Source organism: Streptomyces sp. NPDC058457 (assembly GCF_042720695.1).
GTDB lineage: Bacteria > Actinomycetota > Actinomycetes > Streptomycetales > Streptomycetaceae > Streptomyces.
Map to the genome: position 1 here is coordinate 1 of NZ_JBHXLU010000110.1, position 20,052 is coordinate 20,052.

Sequence of the window (20,052 nt, forward strand, 5' to 3'; positions counted from 1 at the left end):
CTTATGGCCGCCGCGTCCGCCGTCGTGGTGCTCGTCGGCGACGGTACGTGGACGGCCGTCGCCTCCGACGGCCCGCCCCCGGTGCAGCAGACCGACAAGGTCATGGCAGTGGACGGGGTGCGTCTCGACACCTCGTTCTTCACCACGGCCGGCACCGGCCGACGCCCCGCGGTCCTCCTCGCCCACGGCTTCGGCGGCAGCAAGGACGACATGCGCGCCGAGGCCGAGGACCTCGCCCGCGACGGCTACGCGGTCCTCACCTGGTCCGCCCGCGGCTTCGGCAAGTCCACCGGGAAGATCGGCCTCAACGACCCGAAGGGCGAGGTCGCCGACGTCTCCCGGCTCATCGACTGGCTGGCGAAGCAGCCCCAGGTCCAGCTCGACAAGGCCGGCGACCCGCGCGTCGGCATGGCGGGCGGCTCGTACGGCGGCGCGATCTCCCTCCTCACCGCCGCCTACGACCACCGGGTCGATGCCATCGCCCCCTCCATCACGTACTGGAACCTCGCGGACGCCCTGTTCCCGAACGGCGTCTTCAAGAAGCTCTGGGCCGGGATCTTCGTCAACACCGGCGGCGGCTGCGCCAACTTCCAGCCCGAGCTGTGCGCGATGTACGACCGGGTCGCCGAGTCGGGCAGGCCGGACGCGGCCGCGGTCAAGCTCCTTGAGGAACGGTCACCGTCGGCCGTCGGCAGCCGCATCAAGGTGCCGACCCTGCTCTTCCAGGGCCAGACCGACTCCCTCTTCACGCTCTCCCAGTCGGATGCCGCGGCGAAGGCGATCAAGGCCAACGGCGCCCCCGTCGACGTCGACTGGATCGCCGGCGGCCACGACGGCGGCGACCTGGAGACCAGCCGTGTCGAGGGCCGGGTGACGTCGTGGTTCGACCGGTACCTGAAGGGTGACAAGGCCACCGACACCGGGCCGGCCTTCCGGATCACCCGCACCGGAGGCGTCGACTCCACCGACGGCGCCGCCCAGCTGCGCGGCGCGACCGCGGACAGCTACCCCGGCCTGGAGAGCGACCGCAGGTCCATCACCCTGAAGGGCGGCACCCAGCGCGTCGACAACCCGGCCGGGGCCAGCCCGCCCGGCGTCTCCGCGCTGCCCGGCCTCGGCGGCAGCGGCGGCCTCGCCCAGCTCTCCTCCCTCGGCGTCGGCATCTCCCTCGACTTCCCGGGCCAGTACGCCCGCTTCGACTCGGCGCCCGTCACCGACACCGTGCAGATCACCGGCACCCCCACGGCCACCGTCCACATCACCTCGACCAGCGACGACGCCGTGCTCTTCGGCAAGGTGTACGACGTCGGCCCGGACGGCACCCAGCAGGTGCTGCCCTCCCAGCTGGTCGCCCCGATCCGCGTCGAGGGCGCCAAGACCGGCAAGGACGTCACCCTCACCCTCCCCGCCATCGACCACGAGGTGCAGAAGGGCCACCGGCTGCGCCTGGTCCTCGCCTCCACCGACCTCGGCTACGCCTCCCCGAGCGCCCCGGCCACCTACACCGTCTCCCTCAAGGGCGCCCTGAGCGTGCCGACGGCACCCAGGGTGGACACGGCCGCCGCGCCGCTGCCCTCCTGGGTGTGGTGGCTGCCGCTGGCCGGCGCGGTGGCCGCCCTGGCCCTGCTGCTCACCGGCCGCCGCCGCACCGCCACCCCGGCACCCGCCCCGGCACTCGCCGAAGTCCCGCTCCAGATAACGGACCTGAGCAAGCGCTACGCGGGCTCCGCCGACCGGTACGCGGTCCGGGAGCTGTCCTTCCGCGTGGAGAAGGGCCAGGTCCTGGGTCTCCTCGGCCCGAACGGCGCGGGCAAGACCACCACTCTGCGCATGCTGATGGGGCTGATCAAGCCGGACGGCGGCGAGGTCCGGGTCTTCGGCCACGCCATCCGCCCGGGCGCGCCCGTCCTCTCCCGGGTCGGCGCCTTCGTGGAGGGCGCCGGCTTCCTGCCACACCTGTCCGGCCGGGAGAACCTGGAGCTGTACTGGCAGGCCACCGGGCGTCCACCCGAGGACGCCCACCTGGACGAGGCCCTGGAGATCGCCGGCCTCGGCGACGCGCTGGCCCGCGCGGTCCGCACGTACTCGCAGGGCATGCGCCAGCGCCTCGCCATCGCCCAGGCCATGCTCGGCCTGCCCGACCTGCTCATCCTCGACGAACCCACCAACGGCCTGGACCCACCGCAGATCCGCGAGATGCGCGAGGTGATGATCCGCTACGCGGCCGCCGGCCGCACGGTGATCGTCTCCAGCCATCTCCTGGCCGAGGTCGAGCAGTCCTGCACCCACCTCGTGGTGATGGACCACGGCCGGCTCGTCCAGGCCGGTCCGGTCGCCGAGATCGTCGGCTCCGGCGACACCCTTCTCGTCGGCACCGGCACCCCCCTGGAGGAGCCAGTCGTGGAGAAGGTGGCCGCGCTGCCCGGCGTGGCCTCCGTGACCAGTACGGCCGACGGCCTGCTCGTCCGCCTGGAGCCCGGCGCCGGCGCCCCGCGCCTGGTCGCCGAACTCGTCCGGCTCGACGTGCCGGTGGCATCGGTCGGCCCGCACCGCCGTCTGGAAGACGCCTTCCTGACCCTGATCGGAGGTTCCGCATGAGCACGCTCACCGAGAAGGCCGCGGTGGCCTCCGGCTACCGGGCGGGCCGCACCCTGCCGCTCCGCGTCGAGCTGGTCCGCCAGCTCAAGCGGCGCCGCACCCTGGTGATGGGCGGCATCCTGGCCGTCCTGCCCTTCGTGCTGCTGATCGCGTTCGCGATCGGCGGCAACCCGGGCGAACAGAACGGCCAGGTCACCCTCCTGGACACGGCCACCGCGTCCGGCGCCAACTTCGCCGCGGTCAACCTGTTCGTGTCGGCCGGCTTCCTGCTGGTCATCCCGGTCGCCCTGTTCTGCGGGGACACGGTCGCCTCGGAGGCCAGCTGGTCCTCGCTGCGCTATCTGCTCGCCGCACCCGTGCCGAGGGCCCGCCTGCTGTGGTCCAAGCTGCTCGTCGCGCTCGGTCTCAGCCTGGCCGCGATGATCCTGCTGCCGTTGGTCGCCCTGGCCGTCGGCACGGCCGCCTACGGCTGGGGTCCGCTCCAGATCCCGACCGGCGGCGCACTCGACACGGCCACCGCCACCCAGCGCCTCACCGTCGTGATCGTGTACATCTTCCTGTCCCAACTGGTCACCGCGGGCCTGGCGTTCTGGCTGTCCACGAAGACCGACGCCCCGCTCGGCGCGGTCGGCGGCGCGGTCGGCCTGACCATCGTCGGCAACGTCCTGGACGCGGTCACCGCCCTCGGCCACTGGCGCGACTTCCTGCCCGCGCACTGGCAGTTCGCCTGGGCGGACGCCGTACAACCGCACCTGGAGTGGTCCGGCATGATCCAGGGCACCGCGGTCTCGATAACGTACGCCCTGGTGCTGTTCGCCCTGGCCTTCCGGGGTTTCGCCAGCAAGGACGTGGTCTCCTAGGTCACCGGACGATCTCCCTCCGGCCTCGACACCCCTGGTCCGTGGCCTCTTCGAGATCCATCCGCAACGCATCGGGGCGCACGTTCCGGCCCCCTGCGCCGTCAGAGTCGACGACAAGTCAGGAAGTCGACTCCGACCGGCACAGGGGGCACACGCGATGGACCGACACCGGACACGACGAGGAATGTGCGGGGCGCTGCTCGCCGTCACCACGGCCGGAGCCCTGCTCCTGGCGGGCTGTGCAGCCGACGGCGGCACCCACTACAACGGTCCGGACCACACCCGCGGCCCGGCCCCCGCCCCCTCGGCACGAGGCGACGACTCCGCCGAGGCCACCCCCTCCGCCCCCGCCTCCGACGACTACCTCTCCACCTTCGCCCTCGACGTCGACACCGCCTCCTACGGCTACGCCCGCCGCACCCTCGCCGACGGCGGCCGCCCCGACCCCTCCACGATCCGCCCGGAGGAGTTCGTCAACAGCTTCCGCCAGGACTACCGCACCCCCGCGCACAACGGCTTCACGGTCACCGTCGACGGCGCCCGCACCAGCGACCCCGACTGGTCCCTGGTCCGCGTCGGCCTCACCACCCGCCCCGCCGACGGCGCCCGCCCGCCGGCCGCCCTCACCTTCGTCATCGACGTCTCCGGCTCCATGGGCGAGCCGGGCCGCCTCGACCTCGCCAAGAAGTCCCTGGACACGATGACCGACCGGCTGCGCGACGACGACTCGGTCGCGCTCGTCACCTTCAGCGAACACGCCGAGACGGTCCTGCCGATGACCCGCCTCGGCGGCCACCGCGCCGAGATCCACGACGCGGTCGACGGCCTCACCGCCCTCTCCTCCACCAACCTCGGCGAGGGGGTCGAGACCGGCTACGCCACCGCCGTCGAGGGCCTGCGCAGGAACGCCACCAACCGCGTCGTCCTCATCTCCGACGCCCTCGCCAACGACGGCGAGACCGACCCGGACGCCATCCTCAAGCGCATCGACGGCGACCGCCGCGAGTACGGCATCACCCTGTTCGGCGTGGGGGTGGGCAGCGACTACGGCGACGCCCTCATGGAACGCCTCGCCGACAAGGGCGACGGCCACACCGTGTACGTCGCCGACACCGCGACCGCCGACGACGTCTTCTGCCGCCAACTCCCGCAGAACATCGACCTGGTGGCCCGCGACGCCAAGGCCCAGGTGGCCTTCGACCCGCACACGGTCGCCGACTTCCGCCTGATCGGCTACCAGGACCGCAAGGTCGCCGACAAGGACTTCCGCAACGACCACGTGGACGGCGGCGAGATCGGCCCCGGCCACACCGTCACGGCCCTCTACGCGGTCCGCACCAGGCCCGGCACGGACGGCCACCTCGCCACCGCCACGGTCCGCTGGCTGGACCCCAACACCCGCTCCCCGCACGAGAACACGGGCTCCATGGAGACCGACGCCCTGCACGACTCGGTGTGGACGGCGTCCCCGCGCTTCCAGGTAACGGCGGTGGCGGCCTACTTCGCGGACGCGCTGGCAGGGGGCGACTACAACATCCCGGGCGCACCGAGCCTGACGAAACTCCAGTCCCGGGCAGCGACGTTGGCGAAGACGACAGAGGACAAGGACGTATCCGACTTGGCTACGGCCATTCGGGAGGCAGACTCTTCAAGCGCCGCGAACTGAAGCGCCCCTTTAGGGGCGCGGGGAACTGCGCGACCAGCCCCCCACCCACCCGCACCCGAGACTCAACCATCCGAACCCATTGACCTCCCCTTACTTCCGAGTAAGTTGACGCCCCATGAGCGTACGCAGCGACCTCAAACGAGCACGCCGACGCACCGACTTGGCCGACCGCGGCAAGGTCGAGGTCGTCAAGGACGCGGCCGGTATCGTGCGGGAGGCGCGCCGGCCGCCCCTCGCCGCCCCGCTCACCACCGGCTCCCTCGCCGACCTCCCGTACACCAACGCGGCGGAGGAACCCCACGCCACGGCGATCCGCCGCAGCGAGGGCACCGTCACGGCCGCCGCGTTCGCCGCCCAAGTGACCTCCGTGGCAAAGGGGTTGATCGGCGTCGGCCTCGCCGCAGGCGACCGCGTGGCCGTGATGTCCCGCACCCGCTACGAGTGGACGGTCCTCGACTTCGCCGTCTGGGCGGCCGGCGGTGTGACCGTCCCGGTCTACCCCACCTCCTCCGCCGAGCAGGTCGACTGGATCGTCCGCGACTCCGGCGCCACCCACGTCGTCACCGAGACCCCCGACAACACCGCCACCGTCACCACCGGCACCGCGTCCCACCCCCACCCCCCGCGCATCTGGGAACTGGACGCGGACGCGCTCACCGACCTCACCACCCTCGGCCAGGACGTCCCGGACGAGGAGGTCACCAAGCGCCGTGGCACCCTCACCCCCGACACCACCGCCACGGTCTGCTACACCTCCGGCACCACCGGCCGTCCCAAGGGCTGCGTCCTCACCCACGCCAACCTGCACGCCGAGGCCGCCAACACGGTCGAGCTGCTGCACCCCGTCTTCCAGGCGGTCACCGGCCAGACCGCCTCCACCCTGCTGTTCCTGCCGCTCGCCCACATCCTGGGCCGTACGCTCCAGATCGCCTGTCTGCTGGGCCGGATCGAGATGGGCCACTTCCCGAGCGTGAAACCGGACGAACTCCGGCCCGCGCTGCGGGAGTTCCGGCCGACGTTCCTGGTCGGGGTGCCGTACCTCTTCGAGAAGATCCATGACACCGGGCGGGCGACGGCCGAGAAGATCGGCAGGGCCGCCTCCTTCGACCGGGCGGAACGGATCGGCGTGCGCTTCGCCACGGCCTACCTGAACAGGTTCCTCGGCACGGGGAAGGGCCCCGGACCCGGCCTGTACGCCGCCTGGGCCCTCTACGACCTGCTGGTCTACCGCCGTATCCGCAAGGAACTCGGCGGCCGGATGCGGTACGCCGTCAGCGGCGGCTCACCGCTCGACCGCGACCTCAACCTGTTCTTCCACGCGGCCGGGATCGTCGTCTACGAGGGCTACGGCCTGACCGAGACCAGCGCGGCCGCCACCATCGTGCCGCCGCTCGCGCCCCGCCCCGGCACCGTCGGGCAGCCCATTCCGGGGACGGCCGTCCGGATCGCCGACGACGGAGAGGTGCTGATCAAGGGCGCGGTGGTGTTCGGGTCGTACTGGAACAACCCGGCGGCGACCGCCGAAGTGCTGGCGGACGACGGCTGGTTCGAGACCGGCGACCTCGGTGCGCTCGACGCGGACGGCTACCTCACCATCACCGGCCGCAAGAAGGACATCCTGGTCACCTCCGGCGGCAAGAACGTCTCCCCGGCCGTCCTGGAGGACCGGCTGCGCAGCCGGTCGCCGGTCGGCCAGTGCGTGGTCGTCGGCGACAACCGGCCGTTCGTCGCCGCCCTGGTCACCCTGGACCCCGAGGCGGTCGCGCACTGGCTGTCCGTACGGAAGCTGCCGCCGGACACCCCGCTCGCCGAGCTGGTGCGCGACGACCGGCTGCGGGCCGAGGTGCAGAAGGCGGTCGACCACGCCAACCAGGCAGTCTCCCGCGCCGAGTCGATCCGCGCCTTCGCCCTGGTGGAGGGCGAGTTCAGCGAGGACAACGGACTGCTCACGCCGTCCCTGAAGGTCAAGCGGCACGCCGTGACCGCCCGGTTCGCGGCCGAGATCGAGGCGCTGTACCGGAAGTAGCCGCACGAAGCACGACGAGGGCGGCGGGCCACCGGAAGAACCGGTGACCCGCCGCCCGCGGCGCGTCCGGACTACTTGTTGCCGGCGCCGTTCGCCGAGAGGACCGCGATGTCGTCGAGGATGTGCGAGAGCGGCTCGTCACCCTTGGCCTGGGTGGAGTTCTCGACGCACTGCTGGTTCTGCGGCGCGGACAGGATCGGCACGTCCTGCAGCACGCCGACGGCGGCGGCGCCGACCAGGCTCTGGAGGTTCGCCTTCACCGGCAGGGCGATGCACGGCTTGTTCAGCGAGCCCTGAACCAGCGAGAGCTGCGGGCTCTGGTCGCCGAACGTGGCCGAGTTGCCGAACTCCGACTTGGCGCCGTTGCCGCTGGCCGAGGTGGTGCCGTTGTCGTTGCCGGTGGCCAGGGCCTGCGGGGCGGCCGCGGCGGCGAAACCGGCGACGGTGGCGGCGACGGCCGCGGTTGCCCACAGCTTCTTCATGTTCGTTCCCTTTCGAAAGGCGGACTCCGGGGAGGAGCTGCGTGATCATCAACGGCCGGAACCCCGCCGGGGTTGCGTGCTTTGCCCCGATTGGCGTAGCGCGGTGCGATCAGTCGACAAGCGCCCCTCCGGGACTGGCCGCGCCGGAAACGACGCAGGCCGGCGGGCCACCGGGAAGCCGGCGGCCCGCCGGCCGAGGGCACCTCGGAAGGGGCCCGGGAGGCGTCCGGACTACCGGTTCTTGACGCCGTTGGCCGCGAGGATCGCGATGTCGTCGAGGATGTGCGAGAGCGGCTCGTCGCCCTTGGCCTGGGTGGAGTTCTCGACGCACTGCTGGTTCTGCGGCGCGGAGAGGATCGGCACGTCCTGCAGGACGCCGACGGCGGCGACGCCGGCCAGGCTCTGGAGGTTCAGCTTGGCCGGGAGGGCGATGCAGGGCTTGTTGAAGGAACCCTGGATGAGCGCCATCTGAGGGCTCATGTTGCCGTACGTGGCGGAGTTGCCGAACGACTGGAAGGCGCCGTTGCCGCTGGCCGAGGTGGTGCCGTGGTCGTTGCCGGTGGCCAGGGCCGGCGCGGCCGCCGCGGCCGAGACGCCGACGACGGAGGCTGCGACAGCGGCGGAGGCCAGAACCTTCTTGATCACTTGTCAGTTCCCTTCATAGGACACCCCGTCCACCGGAGCGCTCTGGTCAACTGCCTGCGATCGGGTTGGTTGCTCCCCTTCACCCCAACGGCCCACGGCCCGGCAATCCTCGAACCCGCCGCAGGCCCGGTGTTCACGGGGATTTCCGGGTGGGCCACCGATCCGATCGGGTGACGTGCCGCGTCCCTGCCGCAACCATTCCGGGCGCGGGTGGTTGATGCCGGGCAGGAACGTCCGCCTTGGCGTAAAGCCGCGAAAGGAAAAGCAAAATGCTGAAGAAGGCAATGGCCGCGGCGGCGGTCGCCGCGTCCGTCGTAGGTGTGTCGGCGGCGGCAGCCCCTCAGGCGCTTGCCACCGGCAACGACCACGGCACCACCTCCGCGAGCGGCAACGGCGCCCACGAGGCGTTCGGCAACGCGGTGACCAAGGGCAACATGAGCCCCCAGGCCACCCTGGTCGGGGGCTCGCTGAACAAGCTCTGCGTCGGCCTGCCGGCCAAGCTGAACGTCCAGAGCCTGGCCGGCGTCGCCGCCGTCGGCGTCCTGCAGGACGTGCCGATCCTGTCCGCGCCGCAGAACCAGCAGTGCGCCGAGAACTCCACCCAGGCCAAGGGTGACGAGCCGCTGTCGCACCTGGTGGACGACATCGCGGTCCTGTCGGCGAACGGTATCGGCAACAAGTGACCCCGGTCGCGTGAAATCCGCTCGGGCGACGGCGTGTGCTCATGCGCCGCCGCCTGAGCGGCTTTCTTCTTTCTAGGAGAATCGTTTCCTTTCCGTCGCGTCAATTTCGTGAAGGCGATCGAGTGAATTACCGGACGGCATGCGTTCCGTAGTTTCCTCGCCGTCTATTCCTCGTTCTACAGCCTGCCGGTCATGGTGCGAGCCGTCCATGCTGTGCTCGCTCGGTTTCGGCCGTCACACGGGCATGACCGCAGAGAAGGGAAAGTTCATGAAGAAGACCGCTGCTGTCATCGCCGGCGCGATCCTGGCCCTGGGCGGTGCCGTCCCCGCGTTCGCGGACGCCGACGCCCACGGGGCTGCCATCGGTTCGCCGGGTGTGCTGTCCGGCAACGTCGTCCAGGTGCCGATCAACATCCCGATCAACATCTGCGGCAACAGCCTCAACCTCTTCGCGGCGCTCAACCCGGCGTTCGGCAACGTCTGCCTCAACCGCTGACGAGGTTACGCAGCGCACCAGCCCCCCCCGGCTGCGTCACGGCCGGCCTCGGACCGTCGATCCTTCGCATCTGCGCTCCGAGGCCGGCTTTCCCACTTCTTCAAGCAGGAAGACAACGAGATTGCGACAGACCCTCAGCAGGGGAATGGTCGTGGCCGCCGCTGCGACGAGCATTCTGTCCATGTACGGCAGTCCCGCGTTCGCCGAGACAGACGCGACCGGGGCCGCGGGAGGCTCGCCGGGTGTCCTGTCCGGCAACAACGTCCAGGCCCCGGTGAACGTGCCGGTCAACGTCTGCGGCAACTCGGTCGACGCCGCCGCCGCGTTGAACCCGGCCTTCGGCAACTCCTGTGCGAACGAGTCCCCTCAGGGACACCACACCCGCACCCACGGGATGCCTTACGGCGACTCGGCCTACGGCGACTCGGGTTACGGTGACATGGGTCACGGCAACTCCGGCTACGGCAGCCCGGGTTACGGCACCGACACCCCACCCGTCCCCCGCGAGACCCCCCAGCCCTACGGCGAGGCACCCCCGCCGTCCTACGGCCACGAGGCTCCGCCGTCCTACGGCCACGAGGCCCCGCCCGCGCACGGAGGCGACAACTCTCCTCCCTGCAACGAGGCTCCGCCGGGCCACTCGTCCCCGCCCGGTGAGTCGACGCCTCCGAGCCACTCGACGCCCCCGAGTCACTCGACTCCGCCGGAGCACACGACTCCGCCGAGTCAGTCGCCCCCTCCGGAGCACACGACTCCTCCGAGTGAGTCGACCCCGCCCGGCCAGTCGACCCCTCCGGGTCATTCCACCCCGCCCGCCGGTGGGCAGTACCACGGGGCGCCGCCCACCTTGGCGCACACCGGTACCGAGGCGATGGTTGCGACCTCGGCGGCCAGTGCCGTGCTGATCGCGGGTGGGACGATCCTGTACCGGCGCGGTCGGGCCGGCTCCCGGCGGTCGTAGCGGAAGCGGGTGCCGGACGCCGCGAACGCCCGGCACCCTTCCGTCAGCTGCGGACCGGGTCCGGTGCCGCCGACTCCCGGCGCCGCGCCGGGATGCCCCAGCCGGCGGGCCCGGAGCGCAGCCGCCGCCGTACTCCGCGGACCAGCGTGCCCGCGGTGAAGTCGGCGCCGTGCACGAAGCGCATCGCCGGACCGAAGCCCGCGGCCGTGATCAGACCGGCCATGAACAGCCCGGGGTACGAGGACTCGAAGTCCCGGCCCACCTCCGGCGCCCCGTCGGCCCCCGTCACCAGCGTCGAGCGCAGCTCGCCCGCGAGCAGCCCGAGCCGGTCCCGGGTCGCCCTGAACCCCGTGGCGGCGATGACGTGTTCGGTCTCCAGGGTGGCCGTGCCGCCCCCGGCGCCCGCCATGTCCAGGCGTACCCCGTCCGCCGTCGGCCGGGCCGCCGTCACCTCCCGGTCGAGCAGCACCTCCACCCCGGCCTCCACCCGCTCCCGCACCCACCAGGCGCCGGCCGGACCGAGCGCGGTCGCCGCGATCCGCGCCCGGGTCGGCTCCGCGAGCCGCCGGTACAGGCCCGGCCGCTCGGAGTAGAACCAGTTGCGCCAGCCGGGGCCGAGACCGCTGTGCGGGGAACGGACCGACTGCCACCAGGGGCGCTCCCAGGGCGGCGGCACGTCGTTCCAGAACAGCTGGTCCGCGCGTACCAGCACCCGTACCCGGCTGCCCACTTCGGCGAGCAGCGCGGCCGTCTCCAGGGCTGCCTGGCCGCCGCCGATCACCGTGACGTCCCGGTCCCGGAAGCGGTCGAGGTCGGCGTGGTGGCTGCTGTGTGTGACGAGGTCGGGGGAGAGGCCGCGCAGGGCGGCGGGGATCTCGACGAACGGCAGCACCCCGATGGCCAGGGCGGCCGTCCGGCCGTGCAGGACCTCGCCGTCCGCCGTCGTCGCCTCGAAGCCGCCGGCGTGGGGCGCGACACGGGTGACCATGCGTTCGTCGACGGGCGGCGCGGCGTTGCGGGCGAACCACAGGCCGTACTCGGCGAACATGTCCAGCGGGATCGGCTGCCCGTGCCGGGCCGCCACGCCGCGGCCCGCGCAGTAGACGTCCAGCCGCCAACGCGCCTCGGGGTCGGACAGGTTGGAGGCCCAGGGCTCGGACTTGAGGAACATCCCGCGGGGCATGTTGTCCCGCCAGGACGCCATCGGGCGGCCGAAGACCCGCACGTTCAGGCCCGCCGCCGCGGCGTGGGACGCGATGGACAGGCCGTACGGGCCCGCGCCCACCACCAGCAGGTCGTACATCAGCAGCTGCTCGCTTTCTCGTCGTCGGACCGGTCGGGCTGACCGGAGAGGGTGGGGACGCCGGGAGTGGCGGACACACCGGCCACGCCGGTGAGTTCCTCGTCCCGGGGGGTGGGCAAGGGAGGCTCCCCGGCCTGGCGGACCACGGGGGAGTGCGGGCGCGGTGCCGGGACGGCGCCGCCGTCGTGCAGTCGGTCGAGGAGCCGGCCCGCCACATGCCGGCACCACAGCGCCCACATCGCGAGCCCGGGCCCCCGGTCGTCCGGCGCGGACCAGGCCAGCTCCCGCCCGCGCGGGGCCGGCCGCAGCGCGCTCAGCGGCGCGTAGTTCTCCACCACGAACGCCCGCCCGGCCAGCGGTACCCCGTCCGGCAGCGGACGGTGGGTCAGGTCCAGGTGCAGGGCGCGTACGACGTCCAGCCCCGCGCTGTCGGTGAAGAGCCGGAACTGGGCGCCCGGACGGGGGTTGAAGTCGAGGAGGTGGTAGCGGCCGGTGGTGCCGCAGCGCCGGAAGTCCAGGTCGAAGATGCCCCGGAAGCCCAGCTCGCCGGTGATCCGCTCGGCCAGCGCCTGGACCTGCGGATTGGGCGTCCACAGACCGACCGCGGTCAGTCCGGCGCCGCGCGGCCAGGCCTGCTGCTTGCGGCCGGGGCCGCCCGCGCGCACCGCTCCGGTGCGGTCGGCGTAGCCGTGGAAGAACCAGTCGCGGTCCGCGCCCGGCGGCAGGAACTCCTGGAGCAGCAGCGTGCTGCCCGCCTCGTCGCGGCGCAGGAACAGCTCCCGTGCCTCCTGCGCCGAGCGCACCACGGCCGTGCTGCGCAGCCCGGACCCGGCCGGCAGCAGCCAGGGCCGGCTCCACTTGGCGATCACCGGCAGCCCGAGCCGCCGGGCGGCGGCGGCTGCCTGTTCGACGCTGTCCGGGACCAGGGTCAGCGGGTGCGGGATCCCGGCCGCCGCGCAGACCTCGGCCAACTCGGCCTTGTCGGCGACGCGTTCGGGCAGGGTGGCGGGCTGCTGCGGGAGCAGGTAGGCGGGCGTGAGGTCCTCGCGGAGCCGGCCGGCCGCGATGGCGCTCGCGTCGTCCATCGGGATCAGTACCGCAGGGCGGGCGATCCGCGCCGCCACCCGGCGCAGCACGGCCACGATCTCGGCGGGCGACGCGCCCGGCGCCGGCGGCGGATGCAGCTGCCGTACGAAACGGGACTTGCGGACCGGACTTCCGGCTGAGTCGGCGACAACATGGACGTCCACCCCGGCTCTGCCGAGCGAGCGCACGGCCCCCAAGGTGCCGTGGTGAAAGGGATTCCGGTCGATCCGCAGCAGAACCGCGGGGACCCGGATGTCTAGCAGCGACACGGACCTTTTCCTTTGCGTCGGTTCACCCGTGCGGGCGTTCGGGGAACCCGAAAGCCGTAACCGCACTGGCGGAATTCATATTGATATGACTGAGTGTCAGTAGCCGGCACTTCCTCAGGGAATCTGCGAACGGACGAGAACTGGTGGAGAAAGGAGCAGGCATGGCCCCGCAGCAGCGAAAGCGGCCGAGGTTCCGGTGGTATCGGCCGGCCGTGGTCACGGCGGCCGCCGTCGTCGCCTCGGCGACCCTGGCGACCGGTCCGGGATTCGCCGCGGGTGCGGGGGCGGCGCGGGTCACGGACCCACCGGCTCCGACACCCACGGCGACCGTCCCCAAGCCCACGGCGACCGTCCCGACACCCACGACGACCGTCCCCAAGCCCACGGCGACCGTCCCGACACCCATGGCGACCGTCCCGGCACCGGCACCGACACCGACACCGGCGGCGACCGTCCCGAAGCCCGCGGCGGCCGTCCCGACGCCCACGACCTCCGTCCCGGCATCGGCGGCACCGCTGCCGGTCCCGGCCGCCCACGCACCGGGCGGCGCCGCACCGGCCATGGCGGCGCCCCCGGCCTTCGGGGCGTTCCTCGACTCGGGGCCGCTGGGCATCGCCCGCATGGCCCAGCTGAGCAGCTGGCTCGGCGGCACCGAGCTCAAGGTCGCGCACACGTATCTGCCCGGCAACCGCTGGTCCGACATCGAGGGCGCCCCCGGTTTCCTGGACGTCTGGGCGCACTGGCGACGGAACAAGGCCGACCGGACGCTCGTCCTCAACGTGCCCATGCAGGAGCGCAACGAGGACGGCATCGGGGACGACGAGGTCCGCTCGCTGCTGCGGCAGAGCGCGGCCGGACAGTTCGATCACCACTTCCGGGCCCTGGCCGAGCGGCTGGTGGAACTGGGGGTGCCGGACACGGTAATCGTGCTCGGCTGGGAGATGAACGGCACTACCTACACCCATCGTTGCGGGCCGGACCCGGAGGCCTGGAAGAAATACTGGAACAGGATCGTCACCACCATGCGGGCGGTGCCGGGCCAGAAATTCCGGTTCGACTTCACGCCGAGCCGGGGCCGCGACGCCGTAGCGTGGACGCAGTGCTATCCCGGGGACGACACGGTCGACATCATCGGTATGGATTCGTACGACCAGCCGACCGGACTTTCCTTCGACCAACAGGTGCGGGAACCTTACGGACTTCAGCAGCACGTCGATTTCGCGAAGGCCCACGGGAAACCCATCTCCTATCCGGAATGGGGCCTCTTCCGCAACGGTGACAACGCCGAGTACATGCGGCGGATGCTCGCCTGGATGGACGAGCACAAGCCGCTGTACAACACGCTGACCGACTACTGCCCGCACGGCGTCTGGCAGTGCTCGGCCAACCCGCGCTCCGCGCGCGTCTACCGCACGGCCCTCTTCGACCGCCCCGACACCCCGACGCCGACCCAGGCCCCGACACCAACGCCAACGCCGGCGCCGACCGCAACCCCGACTCCGTCGCCGGACGTCTCGGCCCCGAGCCCGACCCCGAAGCCTGCTGCCCCGCCCAGCACCACGCTCGCCGCCACACCCCCGTCCAACTGCACGCCGATGGACCTGGGTGCCTGGGTCGAGTACTGGATCGGCGGGAAGCTCTGCATCCGCCTCGACTGGTGGTCGCGCACGCCGGGCATCTCCTAGTCCTGCCGGCGTTCCTTCCATCGGTGCCGCACCTCCTTGATCCGCTGCCGGGCGGCGGCGTCGCACAGCGCCGCCGTCAGCAGCGGGGCGGTGCGCCGCCGGGCCAGCAGCAGCCGTTGGTTGACGACCGGCCGGGGCCGCCAGTGGTGCTTGTACGGTTCGTCGCCGCGCAGCAGGCTCAGCGCGCCCCGCTCGCCGGCGCCGGTGTGCTGGGTGCAGGCGTCCAGGAGCATCACGGCGACGTCCGCCTTACGCTCCCGCAGCCGGGGATGCGCCCCGTACAGATAGCCGCCGGCCAGGCTCGGCGACAGCAGGGTCAGGTCGACGGCGACCACCTCGTCGTCGAGCCGGAACTCGGTGACCACCGCGTCCCCGGACCGCACCATCGGCCCCACCGAGCGCACCAGATGCTCCTGGAACCGGGACTGGAGATGCTCGGTGGTCACCTTCCGCCCCTGCCACTGCAGCCGGTGCAGATCGAGGAGGCGGCGCAGCGCCGCGTCCACCCCGTCCGGCGCGACGGCGTCCCGGCGCACCCCGAGCGAGCCCAGCTTGCGCAGCTTGGCACGGACCCGCTGGGCCTTGTTCGAGGGCAGCCGGCCGACCAGCTCGTCCATCGACACGGCCGGCAGCTCCAGGCACAGCGAGTCGGGCACCTTCCGGCACGGCCCGTGCCAGCGGTCGTAGACCCGCTCCGCCGCAGCGCCGGGCCGCACCTCGCGGAAGTCGATCAGCGCCGTCCGGGCCGCCTCCGCCAGCTCCCGGGTGAGCGCGCCCGCCACCCGGCCGTCGTCGGCGTCGGCGAGCAGCACGTCCGCGTAGTCCGAGATCGCCCCGCCGAGCGGCACCAGCGTGGGCAGCGGGCGGTGCACCAGCATCAGCGGAGCCGCGCCGACCAGCTCACCGCCGTAGCGCACCAGGACCAGGCGGAGCCGGCCGGGGATTCCGTACGAGCGCCACCAGGAGTGCAGCCAGGCGTGGCTCTGGAACGGGGTGGCGGTGCCGCACCGCCGGTAGAGGCGGCCCCAGGCCGGGGCCAGCCCGGCGAAGGCGCCCTCGTCGGTGACGAGTTCGGTGCTGTACGCGGCCAGCGTCGGGTGGGCCGTCGCCGTCACAGCTGCCCGTGTACGTCGGCGGCGACGGCCGGACCGGGCACCGAGGCCTGCAGGGCGGACTCCTCCGGGCGGCGCCGGGGGCGTACCAGGAGCACCAGACCGCCCAGCAGGCCGCCCGCGCTCGCGCCCACCAGACCGGTCACCTTCGGGGACGCCGAGGTGGGCATGGTCGGCTTCAACGCCCGGGAGAACTGGAGGAGTTCGACGTTCGTTTCGCCCTTGGTGTCGTTGGCGTGCCGGATGAGCGAGCGGGCCACCGCGTTCGCCATGTCGGTGGCCTGCAGGGCGTGCGGCGAGGTGGCCGAGACGGCGATCATCGGCGCGTCCGGCGAGGTCTCCGTCTGCACGCTGTTCTGCAGCGTCTTCACCGGCACCCCGGCCCACATCTGCGCGTCCCCGAGCACCGCGAGCTGGGTGGCGACCCGGCCGTAGGCCTGCGCGAACCCCTGCGCGGAGGCGGTGTCGGTCTTGTCGGCGGGCACGGCGATGACATAACTGGTCGCCGAGTAGCTGCGCGGCGTCAGCACGCCGTAGGCACCGCCCAGCAGCCCGCCGGCGATGACCCCGGCCGCCAGCAGCGACCAGGGCCGGACCGCGCGGGCGAACGGGCGTGGTGCTCGGATGGGGTTCTCGGTCATGGCGTACTGGCTCCCTGAGGTGTGGTGGCGAGTGCGGCCGCGTAGACGTCCATGAGCTGGGCGGCGCTGCGGGTGATGCAGTAGTGACGGGCGGCGTCCGGCGCGCTGCGCGGGCCGGGTCCGGCGGCGCGGACGGCGGCCAGCGCCCCGGCGTAGGCGCCGGGGCCGCCCTCGACGCGGCGGGCGCCCGGGGCGGCGGCGGGCGGCAGGTCCTCGATCGCCGGGCAGGAGCTGTAGAGGACGGGCAGCCCGGCGGCCAGCGCCTCGACGACCGCGAGCCCGAACGCCTCCTCGGCGGAGGGCGAGGCGAACACGTCCATGGCGGAGGCGAGGGCGGGCAGGTCGGGGTCCCGGGCGCTGTCGGAGGCGTAGGGCCGCTCGCCGGCGAACAGCACCCGGTCGGCGACCCCCGCGTCCCGGGCGGTGCGGCGCAGGGCGTCCTCCTCCGGGCCGCCGCCTACCAGCAACAGCCTGCAGTCGGAGGGGAGCCGGGCCAGGGCCTCGATCAGGACGCCGAACCGCTTGCCGGGCGCGAGCCGTCCGACGGCACCGACGACCCACGCGTCCTGCGGGATGCCGAGGCGGTCGCGGACGCGCCGGCGCCGGGCCGGGTCGAAGCGGAACCGCTCCAGGTCGATGCCGTTGGGGACGACCTCGATCCGCGGCCCCGGCACCCCCCACCGCCGCAGCCGCTCGGCGACGGTCGGGGAGACGGCCACGGTGGATCGTCCGAGCCGCTCGCCCGTCAGGTACAACGCCCGTACGCCCGCCGTCAGTTCACGCCCCTCCAGCTGTGAGTCGCCGAGTGAGTGCTCGGTGGCGACGACGGCCCGGACCCCCGCGAGGCGCGCGGCGATCCGGCCGTAGAGGCAGGCCCGGTAGAGGTGGGTGTGGACGAGGTCGTAGCGGCCCCGGCGGATCAGCCGGACCAGCCGGGGCAGCGCGGACAGGTCCCGGTTCCCGGCCATCCCGAGGTGGACCACCTGCACCCCGTCCGCGGCCAGCCCGCGCGCGACCGGCCCCGGGTTGGTGAGCGTGACGACGTCGCAGGAGACCGGCAGGTGCCGCAGCAGCAGCCTCAGTTGCTGCTCCGCACCGCCGACCCCGAGGCCCGTGATGACGTGAAGGGCCTTCATTTCACAGCCCCTCGACGGGACGGCGGCGCAACCGGTGCAGCCGGTACTTCAGGAAGAGGCGCGGGGCGTTGTCGTTCTGCCCGACGTGCACGCGGGGCAGGGCGTGCGGCCCGTTCAGCGCTCCGGGGTCGATGGCGCAGGCGTAGCCGTACCCGGCGTCCCGCACGGCGTCGACGGCGCGCCGGTCGACGGTGCCGTAGGGGTAACAGAAGCCGTCGACGGGTGCCTGGACCAGCTCCTCCAGGAGGGCCCGGCTGTCGGCGGTCTCGGCCCGCAGGGTCTCCGCGTCGGCCTTCGTCAGATCGACGTGGGTGAGCCCGTGCGAACCGATCTCCACACCGCCCCTGGCCGCCCGCCGGATCCCGTCGGCGGTGAGCAGCGGCTTGCGCGGGCCCAACGGGTCCCAGGCGTTGTCGCCGCCGAGCCGTCCCGGCAGGACGAAGAGGGTGGCGCCGCAGCCCCAGCGGTCGAGGAGGGGCAGCGCGTGGTCGAGGAAGTCGGCGTACCCGTCGTCGAAGGTCAGCCCCACCAGCCGGCGCCCCTCGCCGCGGGCCCGGGCGGCGAGCAGCTCGGCGACCGACACCCCGCGCAGCCCCCGCCGGCGCAGCCAGCCCAGCTGTCTCTCCAGGCGCTCGGGGGTGACGGTGATGCGGTACGGATCGTCGGAACAGTCGCCCACGGAGTGGTACATGGCGACCCAGGGGACCGGGCCGGTGACGTGTCCGGCCTTCTCGGTCTTCTCGGCCTTGTCGGCGGACTCAGCGGACTCAATGGAAGACGGCATGCGCGAGCCTTCGGGTGACGGTGGCTACGGAACGGAGTGCGGGTGCGAAGCCCTGGGCGTCCAGGGCCCAGCCGAGCAGGACGAAGACGACGGTGACGGCCGTGGTGCCGGCGGCCAGACCGGTGAACGGGTCCGCCGGGTGCGCGGCGACGAAGATCCCCACGGCGGCCGCGACCACGGCCGCCCGCACCGGCCGGCTCAGCTCGACCAGCACCCGCCGGGTACGGATCGGGACGCTGCGCGGGCCCATGCCGGCCAGCAGGAGCACGGCGGTGGCGGTGATGCCGGCGGCGTTGGCGGCGGCGATGCCGGTGACGCCGTACGGGCCCACGGTCAGGGCGCCGGTCCAGGAGGTCACCACGATCCCGGCGGCCATGGCGCCCACCGGGTACCAGGTGGCGCGGCCCGCCGAGAAGTAGGAGCGGACCAGCACGCCGACCAGGGTCTGCCCGAGCAGCCCGAGCGCGTAGACGCGCATCACCCCGGCCGTGGCGGCGGTGTCCGCGGCGGTGAACGCCCCGCGCTGGAACAGCAGCCGGATGAGCTGCGGCGCACAGGCCACGACCACGGCGGTGCCGAGCAGCACCACGCTCGCGGCCACCGAGAGATCCCGCTCCACCCGGCTCCGGGCCCGCTCGGTGTCGCCCTCGGCCAGCGCCCGGGCCACCACCGGGAAGGTGACCGTGCACAGCATCATCGACATCGTCATCGGGATCTGCGCGACCTTCTGCGCGTAGTTCAGGTGCGAGATGGCCCCGGAGTGCAGGTGCGAGGCGAGAAACCGCTCGATCAGCACCTGCGACTGCCGGCACAGCGCGAACAGCAGCACGGTGGCCATCAACGCCACGTTCAGGGGCCGTTCCCCGGCGACGGCCGCGCTCTCCCGGGCCACGGGCCTGTGCCGCAACTGCCGCAGCAGCGCGGGCAGCTGTACGGCGACCATCAGGGCACCCCCGGCCGCCACCCCGAACGCGGCGGACCGCACGCCCCAGCGGCCGCCGAGCACGAACATCGCCGTGATGATGCCGGCGTTGTAGGCGACGTAGATCGCGGCCGGCGCGAGGAAGTGCCGGTGCGCGCGGAGGGCGGCGCTGCAGTACCCGGCCAGCCCGAAGGTCAGTACACAGGTGGCGGTGAGCCGGGTGCAGCCGACGGCGAGCGCCGGGTCGCGGAGACCGGGCGCGAGTACCTCGACGAGCTGCGGCGCACCGCCGATGAGCAGGGCACCGACGGCGGCGAAGGCCAGGGCCAGCTTGGGCAGGGTCCCGGCGACGAGGGCCCGGACGGGGTCGCCGGGCGCCCCCTGCGCCCGGCGGGCGAGCGCCATGCTGAAGGCGGGGATGAGCGCGAACGCCAGCCCGTCCTCGATGAGCAGCGTCGCGGCGAACTCGGGAATCGTCCACGCGACAAGAAACGCATCGGTGTCCCGCCCGGCCCCGAAGAGCCGCGCGAGCGACTGATCCCGGATGAGCCCGAGAAGCGCACCGGCTACTGAGAAGACGGCCGTTACGAGGGCGGCCTTGGCGAGGAATCCACCAGTGGGGGGTGCCCCTTCGACTCCGGCGTCAGCAGTGCCCTGTTCGGGGGCGCGGGGCTGTGACATTTGCGGCTCCGCCGCG

Annotated in this window: 17 protein-coding genes; 8 read left to right on the plus strand and 9 right to left on the minus strand. The window is 72.8% G+C overall.

Annotation, left to right across the window (positions count from 1 at the left end):
• From ACFWPS_RS46940 to ACFWPS_RS46955, 4 genes are all read left to right on the plus strand, one after another.
• Window positions 1-2,598: CocE/NonD family hydrolase (locus ACFWPS_RS46940; protein ID WP_383718523.1), on the plus strand; the 2,598-nt coding region annotated here is incomplete at its 5' end.
• Window positions 2,595-3,458: an ABC transporter permease gene (locus ACFWPS_RS46945; RefSeq protein WP_383718526.1), complete on the plus strand. Its 864-nt coding sequence runs from the start codon at window positions 2,595-2,597 to the stop codon at window positions 3,456-3,458. The genes ACFWPS_RS46940 and ACFWPS_RS46945, both read left to right, overlap by 4 nt.
• A 157-nt stretch (window positions 3,459-3,615) precedes the next feature.
• Window positions 3,616-5,124 carry a von Willebrand factor type A domain-containing protein gene (locus ACFWPS_RS46950; RefSeq protein ID WP_383718529.1) on the plus strand — a complete coding sequence of 503 codons (1,509 nt, stop codon included), beginning with the start codon at window positions 3,616-3,618 and terminating at the stop codon, window positions 5,122-5,124.
• A 115-nt stretch (window positions 5,125-5,239) separates the two neighbouring features.
• Entirely contained in the window at window positions 5,240-7,150 is a 1,911-nt protein-coding gene (locus tag ACFWPS_RS46955) for an AMP-dependent synthetase/ligase (RefSeq protein WP_383718532.1), read from the plus strand.
• Between the two features lie 71 nt (window positions 7,151-7,221).
• Here the strand turns inward: ACFWPS_RS46955 and ACFWPS_RS46960 are convergent, their stop codons facing one another.
• Together ACFWPS_RS46960 and ACFWPS_RS46965 are read right to left on the minus strand one after the other, a co-directional pair.
• Window positions 7,222-7,632 carry a rodlin gene (locus ACFWPS_RS46960; protein WP_383718535.1) on the minus strand — a complete coding sequence of 137 codons (411 nt, stop codon included), beginning with the start codon at window positions 7,630-7,632 and terminating at the stop codon, window positions 7,222-7,224.
• A gap of 231 nt (window positions 7,633-7,863) precedes the next feature.
• Window positions 7,864-8,277, minus strand: a complete 414-nt coding sequence (locus ACFWPS_RS46965; RefSeq protein WP_383718537.1) for a rodlin — start codon at window positions 8,275-8,277, stop codon at window positions 7,864-7,866.
• Window positions 8,278-8,546: 269 nt separating this feature from the next.
• On the opposite strand from ACFWPS_RS46965, the gene ACFWPS_RS46970 reads away from it, so the two are divergent.
• From ACFWPS_RS46970 to ACFWPS_RS46980, 3 genes are all read left to right on the plus strand, one after another.
• Window positions 8,547-8,960, plus strand: coding sequence for a rodlin (locus ACFWPS_RS46970; RefSeq protein WP_383718540.1), 414 nt, complete (start codon window positions 8,547-8,549; stop codon window positions 8,958-8,960).
• Between the two features lie 268 nt (window positions 8,961-9,228).
• Entirely contained in the window at window positions 9,229-9,456 is a 228-nt protein-coding gene (locus ACFWPS_RS46975; protein WP_383718543.1) for a chaplin, read from the plus strand.
• Between the two features lie 181 nt (window positions 9,457-9,637).
• Window positions 9,638-10,417, plus strand: a complete 780-nt coding sequence (locus ACFWPS_RS46980; protein WP_383718546.1) for a chaplin family protein — start codon at window positions 9,638-9,640, stop codon at window positions 10,415-10,417.
• A gap of 43 nt (window positions 10,418-10,460) precedes the next feature.
• On the opposite strand, the gene ACFWPS_RS46985 is transcribed toward ACFWPS_RS46980, so the two are convergent.
• Together ACFWPS_RS46985 and ACFWPS_RS46990 are read right to left on the minus strand one after the other, a co-directional pair.
• Window positions 10,461-11,720, minus strand: a complete 1,260-nt coding sequence (locus ACFWPS_RS46985) for an FAD-dependent oxidoreductase (protein WP_383718548.1) — start codon at window positions 11,718-11,720, stop codon at window positions 10,461-10,463.
• On the minus strand, window positions 11,720-13,075 hold the full coding sequence (locus ACFWPS_RS46990; RefSeq protein ID WP_383718551.1) for an ATP-grasp domain-containing protein: 1,356 nt from the start codon (window positions 13,073-13,075) through the stop codon (window positions 11,720-11,722). The genes ACFWPS_RS46985 and ACFWPS_RS46990 overlap by 1 nt, the downstream gene beginning before the upstream one ends.
• A gap of 161 nt (window positions 13,076-13,236) precedes the next feature.
• Between ACFWPS_RS46990 and ACFWPS_RS46995 the strand changes: the two genes are divergently transcribed.
• On the plus strand, window positions 13,237-14,760 hold the full coding sequence (locus tag ACFWPS_RS46995) for a glycoside hydrolase family 26 protein (protein WP_383718554.1): 1,524 nt from the start codon (window positions 13,237-13,239) through the stop codon (window positions 14,758-14,760).
• On the opposite strand, the gene ACFWPS_RS47000 is transcribed toward ACFWPS_RS46995, so the two are convergent.
• From ACFWPS_RS47000 to murJ, 5 genes are all read right to left on the minus strand, one after another.
• The gene (locus ACFWPS_RS47000) at window positions 14,757-15,875 is read right to left on the minus strand and encodes a GNAT family N-acetyltransferase (protein WP_383718557.1); all 1,119 of its coding nucleotides are present in this window, start codon (window positions 15,873-15,875) and stop codon (window positions 14,757-14,759) included. The genes ACFWPS_RS46995 and ACFWPS_RS47000 overlap by 4 nt on opposite strands.
• Window positions 15,872-16,513 carry a lipopolysaccharide biosynthesis protein gene (locus ACFWPS_RS47005; protein WP_383718560.1) on the minus strand — a complete coding sequence of 214 codons (642 nt, stop codon included), beginning with the start codon at window positions 16,511-16,513 and terminating at the stop codon, window positions 15,872-15,874. Before ACFWPS_RS47005 ends, ACFWPS_RS47000 begins: the two co-directional genes overlap by 4 nt.
• On the minus strand, window positions 16,510-17,649 hold the full coding sequence (locus ACFWPS_RS47010) for a glycosyltransferase (RefSeq protein WP_383718562.1): 1,140 nt from the start codon (window positions 17,647-17,649) through the stop codon (window positions 16,510-16,512). Before ACFWPS_RS47010 ends, ACFWPS_RS47005 begins: the two co-directional genes overlap by 4 nt.
• 1 nt (window position 17,650) lies before the next feature.
• Window positions 17,651-18,340 carry a polysaccharide deacetylase family protein gene (locus ACFWPS_RS47015; protein WP_383718623.1) on the minus strand — a complete coding sequence of 230 codons (690 nt, stop codon included), beginning with the start codon at window positions 18,338-18,340 and terminating at the stop codon, window positions 17,651-17,653.
• Window positions 18,341-18,416: 76 nt separating this feature from the next.
• On the minus strand, window positions 18,417-20,036 hold the full coding sequence (gene murJ / locus ACFWPS_RS47020; protein ID WP_383718565.1) for a murein biosynthesis integral membrane protein MurJ: 1,620 nt from the start codon (window positions 20,034-20,036) through the stop codon (window positions 18,417-18,419).
• Window positions 20,037-20,052 lie beyond the last annotated feature (16 nt).

Bases quoted from the DNA above. Each gene is read 5' to 3' on its own strand.
- ACFWPS_RS46985 (WP_383718548.1), bottom strand. From the start codon at position 11,720: ATGTACGACCTGCTGGTGGTGGGCGCGGGCCCGTACGGCCTGTCCATC.
- ACFWPS_RS47010 (WP_383718562.1), bottom strand. From the start codon at position 17,649: ATGAAGGCCCTTCACGTCATCACGGGCCTCGGGGTCGGCGGTGCGGAG.
- ACFWPS_RS46955 (WP_383718532.1), top strand. From the start codon at position 5,240: ATGAGCGTACGCAGCGACCTCAAACGAGCACGCCGACGCACCGACTTG.
- ACFWPS_RS46960 (WP_383718535.1), bottom strand. From the start codon at position 7,632: ATGAAGAAGCTGTGGGCAACCGCGGCCGTCGCCGCCACCGTCGCCGGT.
- ACFWPS_RS47015 (WP_383718623.1), bottom strand. From the start codon at position 18,340: ATGTACCACTCCGTGGGCGACTGTTCCGACGATCCGTACCGCATCACC.
- ACFWPS_RS46980 (WP_383718546.1), top strand. From the start codon at position 9,638: ATGTACGGCAGTCCCGCGTTCGCCGAGACAGACGCGACCGGGGCCGCG.
- ACFWPS_RS46995 (WP_383718554.1), top strand. From the start codon at position 13,237: ATGGCCCCGCAGCAGCGAAAGCGGCCGAGGTTCCGGTGGTATCGGCCG.
- ACFWPS_RS46950 (WP_383718529.1), top strand. From the start codon at position 3,616: ATGGACCGACACCGGACACGACGAGGAATGTGCGGGGCGCTGCTCGCC.
- murJ (WP_383718565.1), bottom strand. From the start codon at position 20,036: ATGTCACAGCCCCGCGCCCCCGAACAGGGCACTGCTGACGCCGGAGTC.
- ACFWPS_RS46970 (WP_383718540.1), top strand. From the start codon at position 8,547: ATGCTGAAGAAGGCAATGGCCGCGGCGGCGGTCGCCGCGTCCGTCGTA.
- ACFWPS_RS46945 (WP_383718526.1), top strand. From the start codon at position 2,595: ATGAGCACGCTCACCGAGAAGGCCGCGGTGGCCTCCGGCTACCGGGCG.
- ACFWPS_RS46975 (WP_383718543.1), top strand. From the start codon at position 9,229: ATGAAGAAGACCGCTGCTGTCATCGCCGGCGCGATCCTGGCCCTGGGC.
- ACFWPS_RS47005 (WP_383718560.1), bottom strand. From the start codon at position 16,513: ATGACCGAGAACCCCATCCGAGCACCACGCCCGTTCGCCCGCGCGGTC.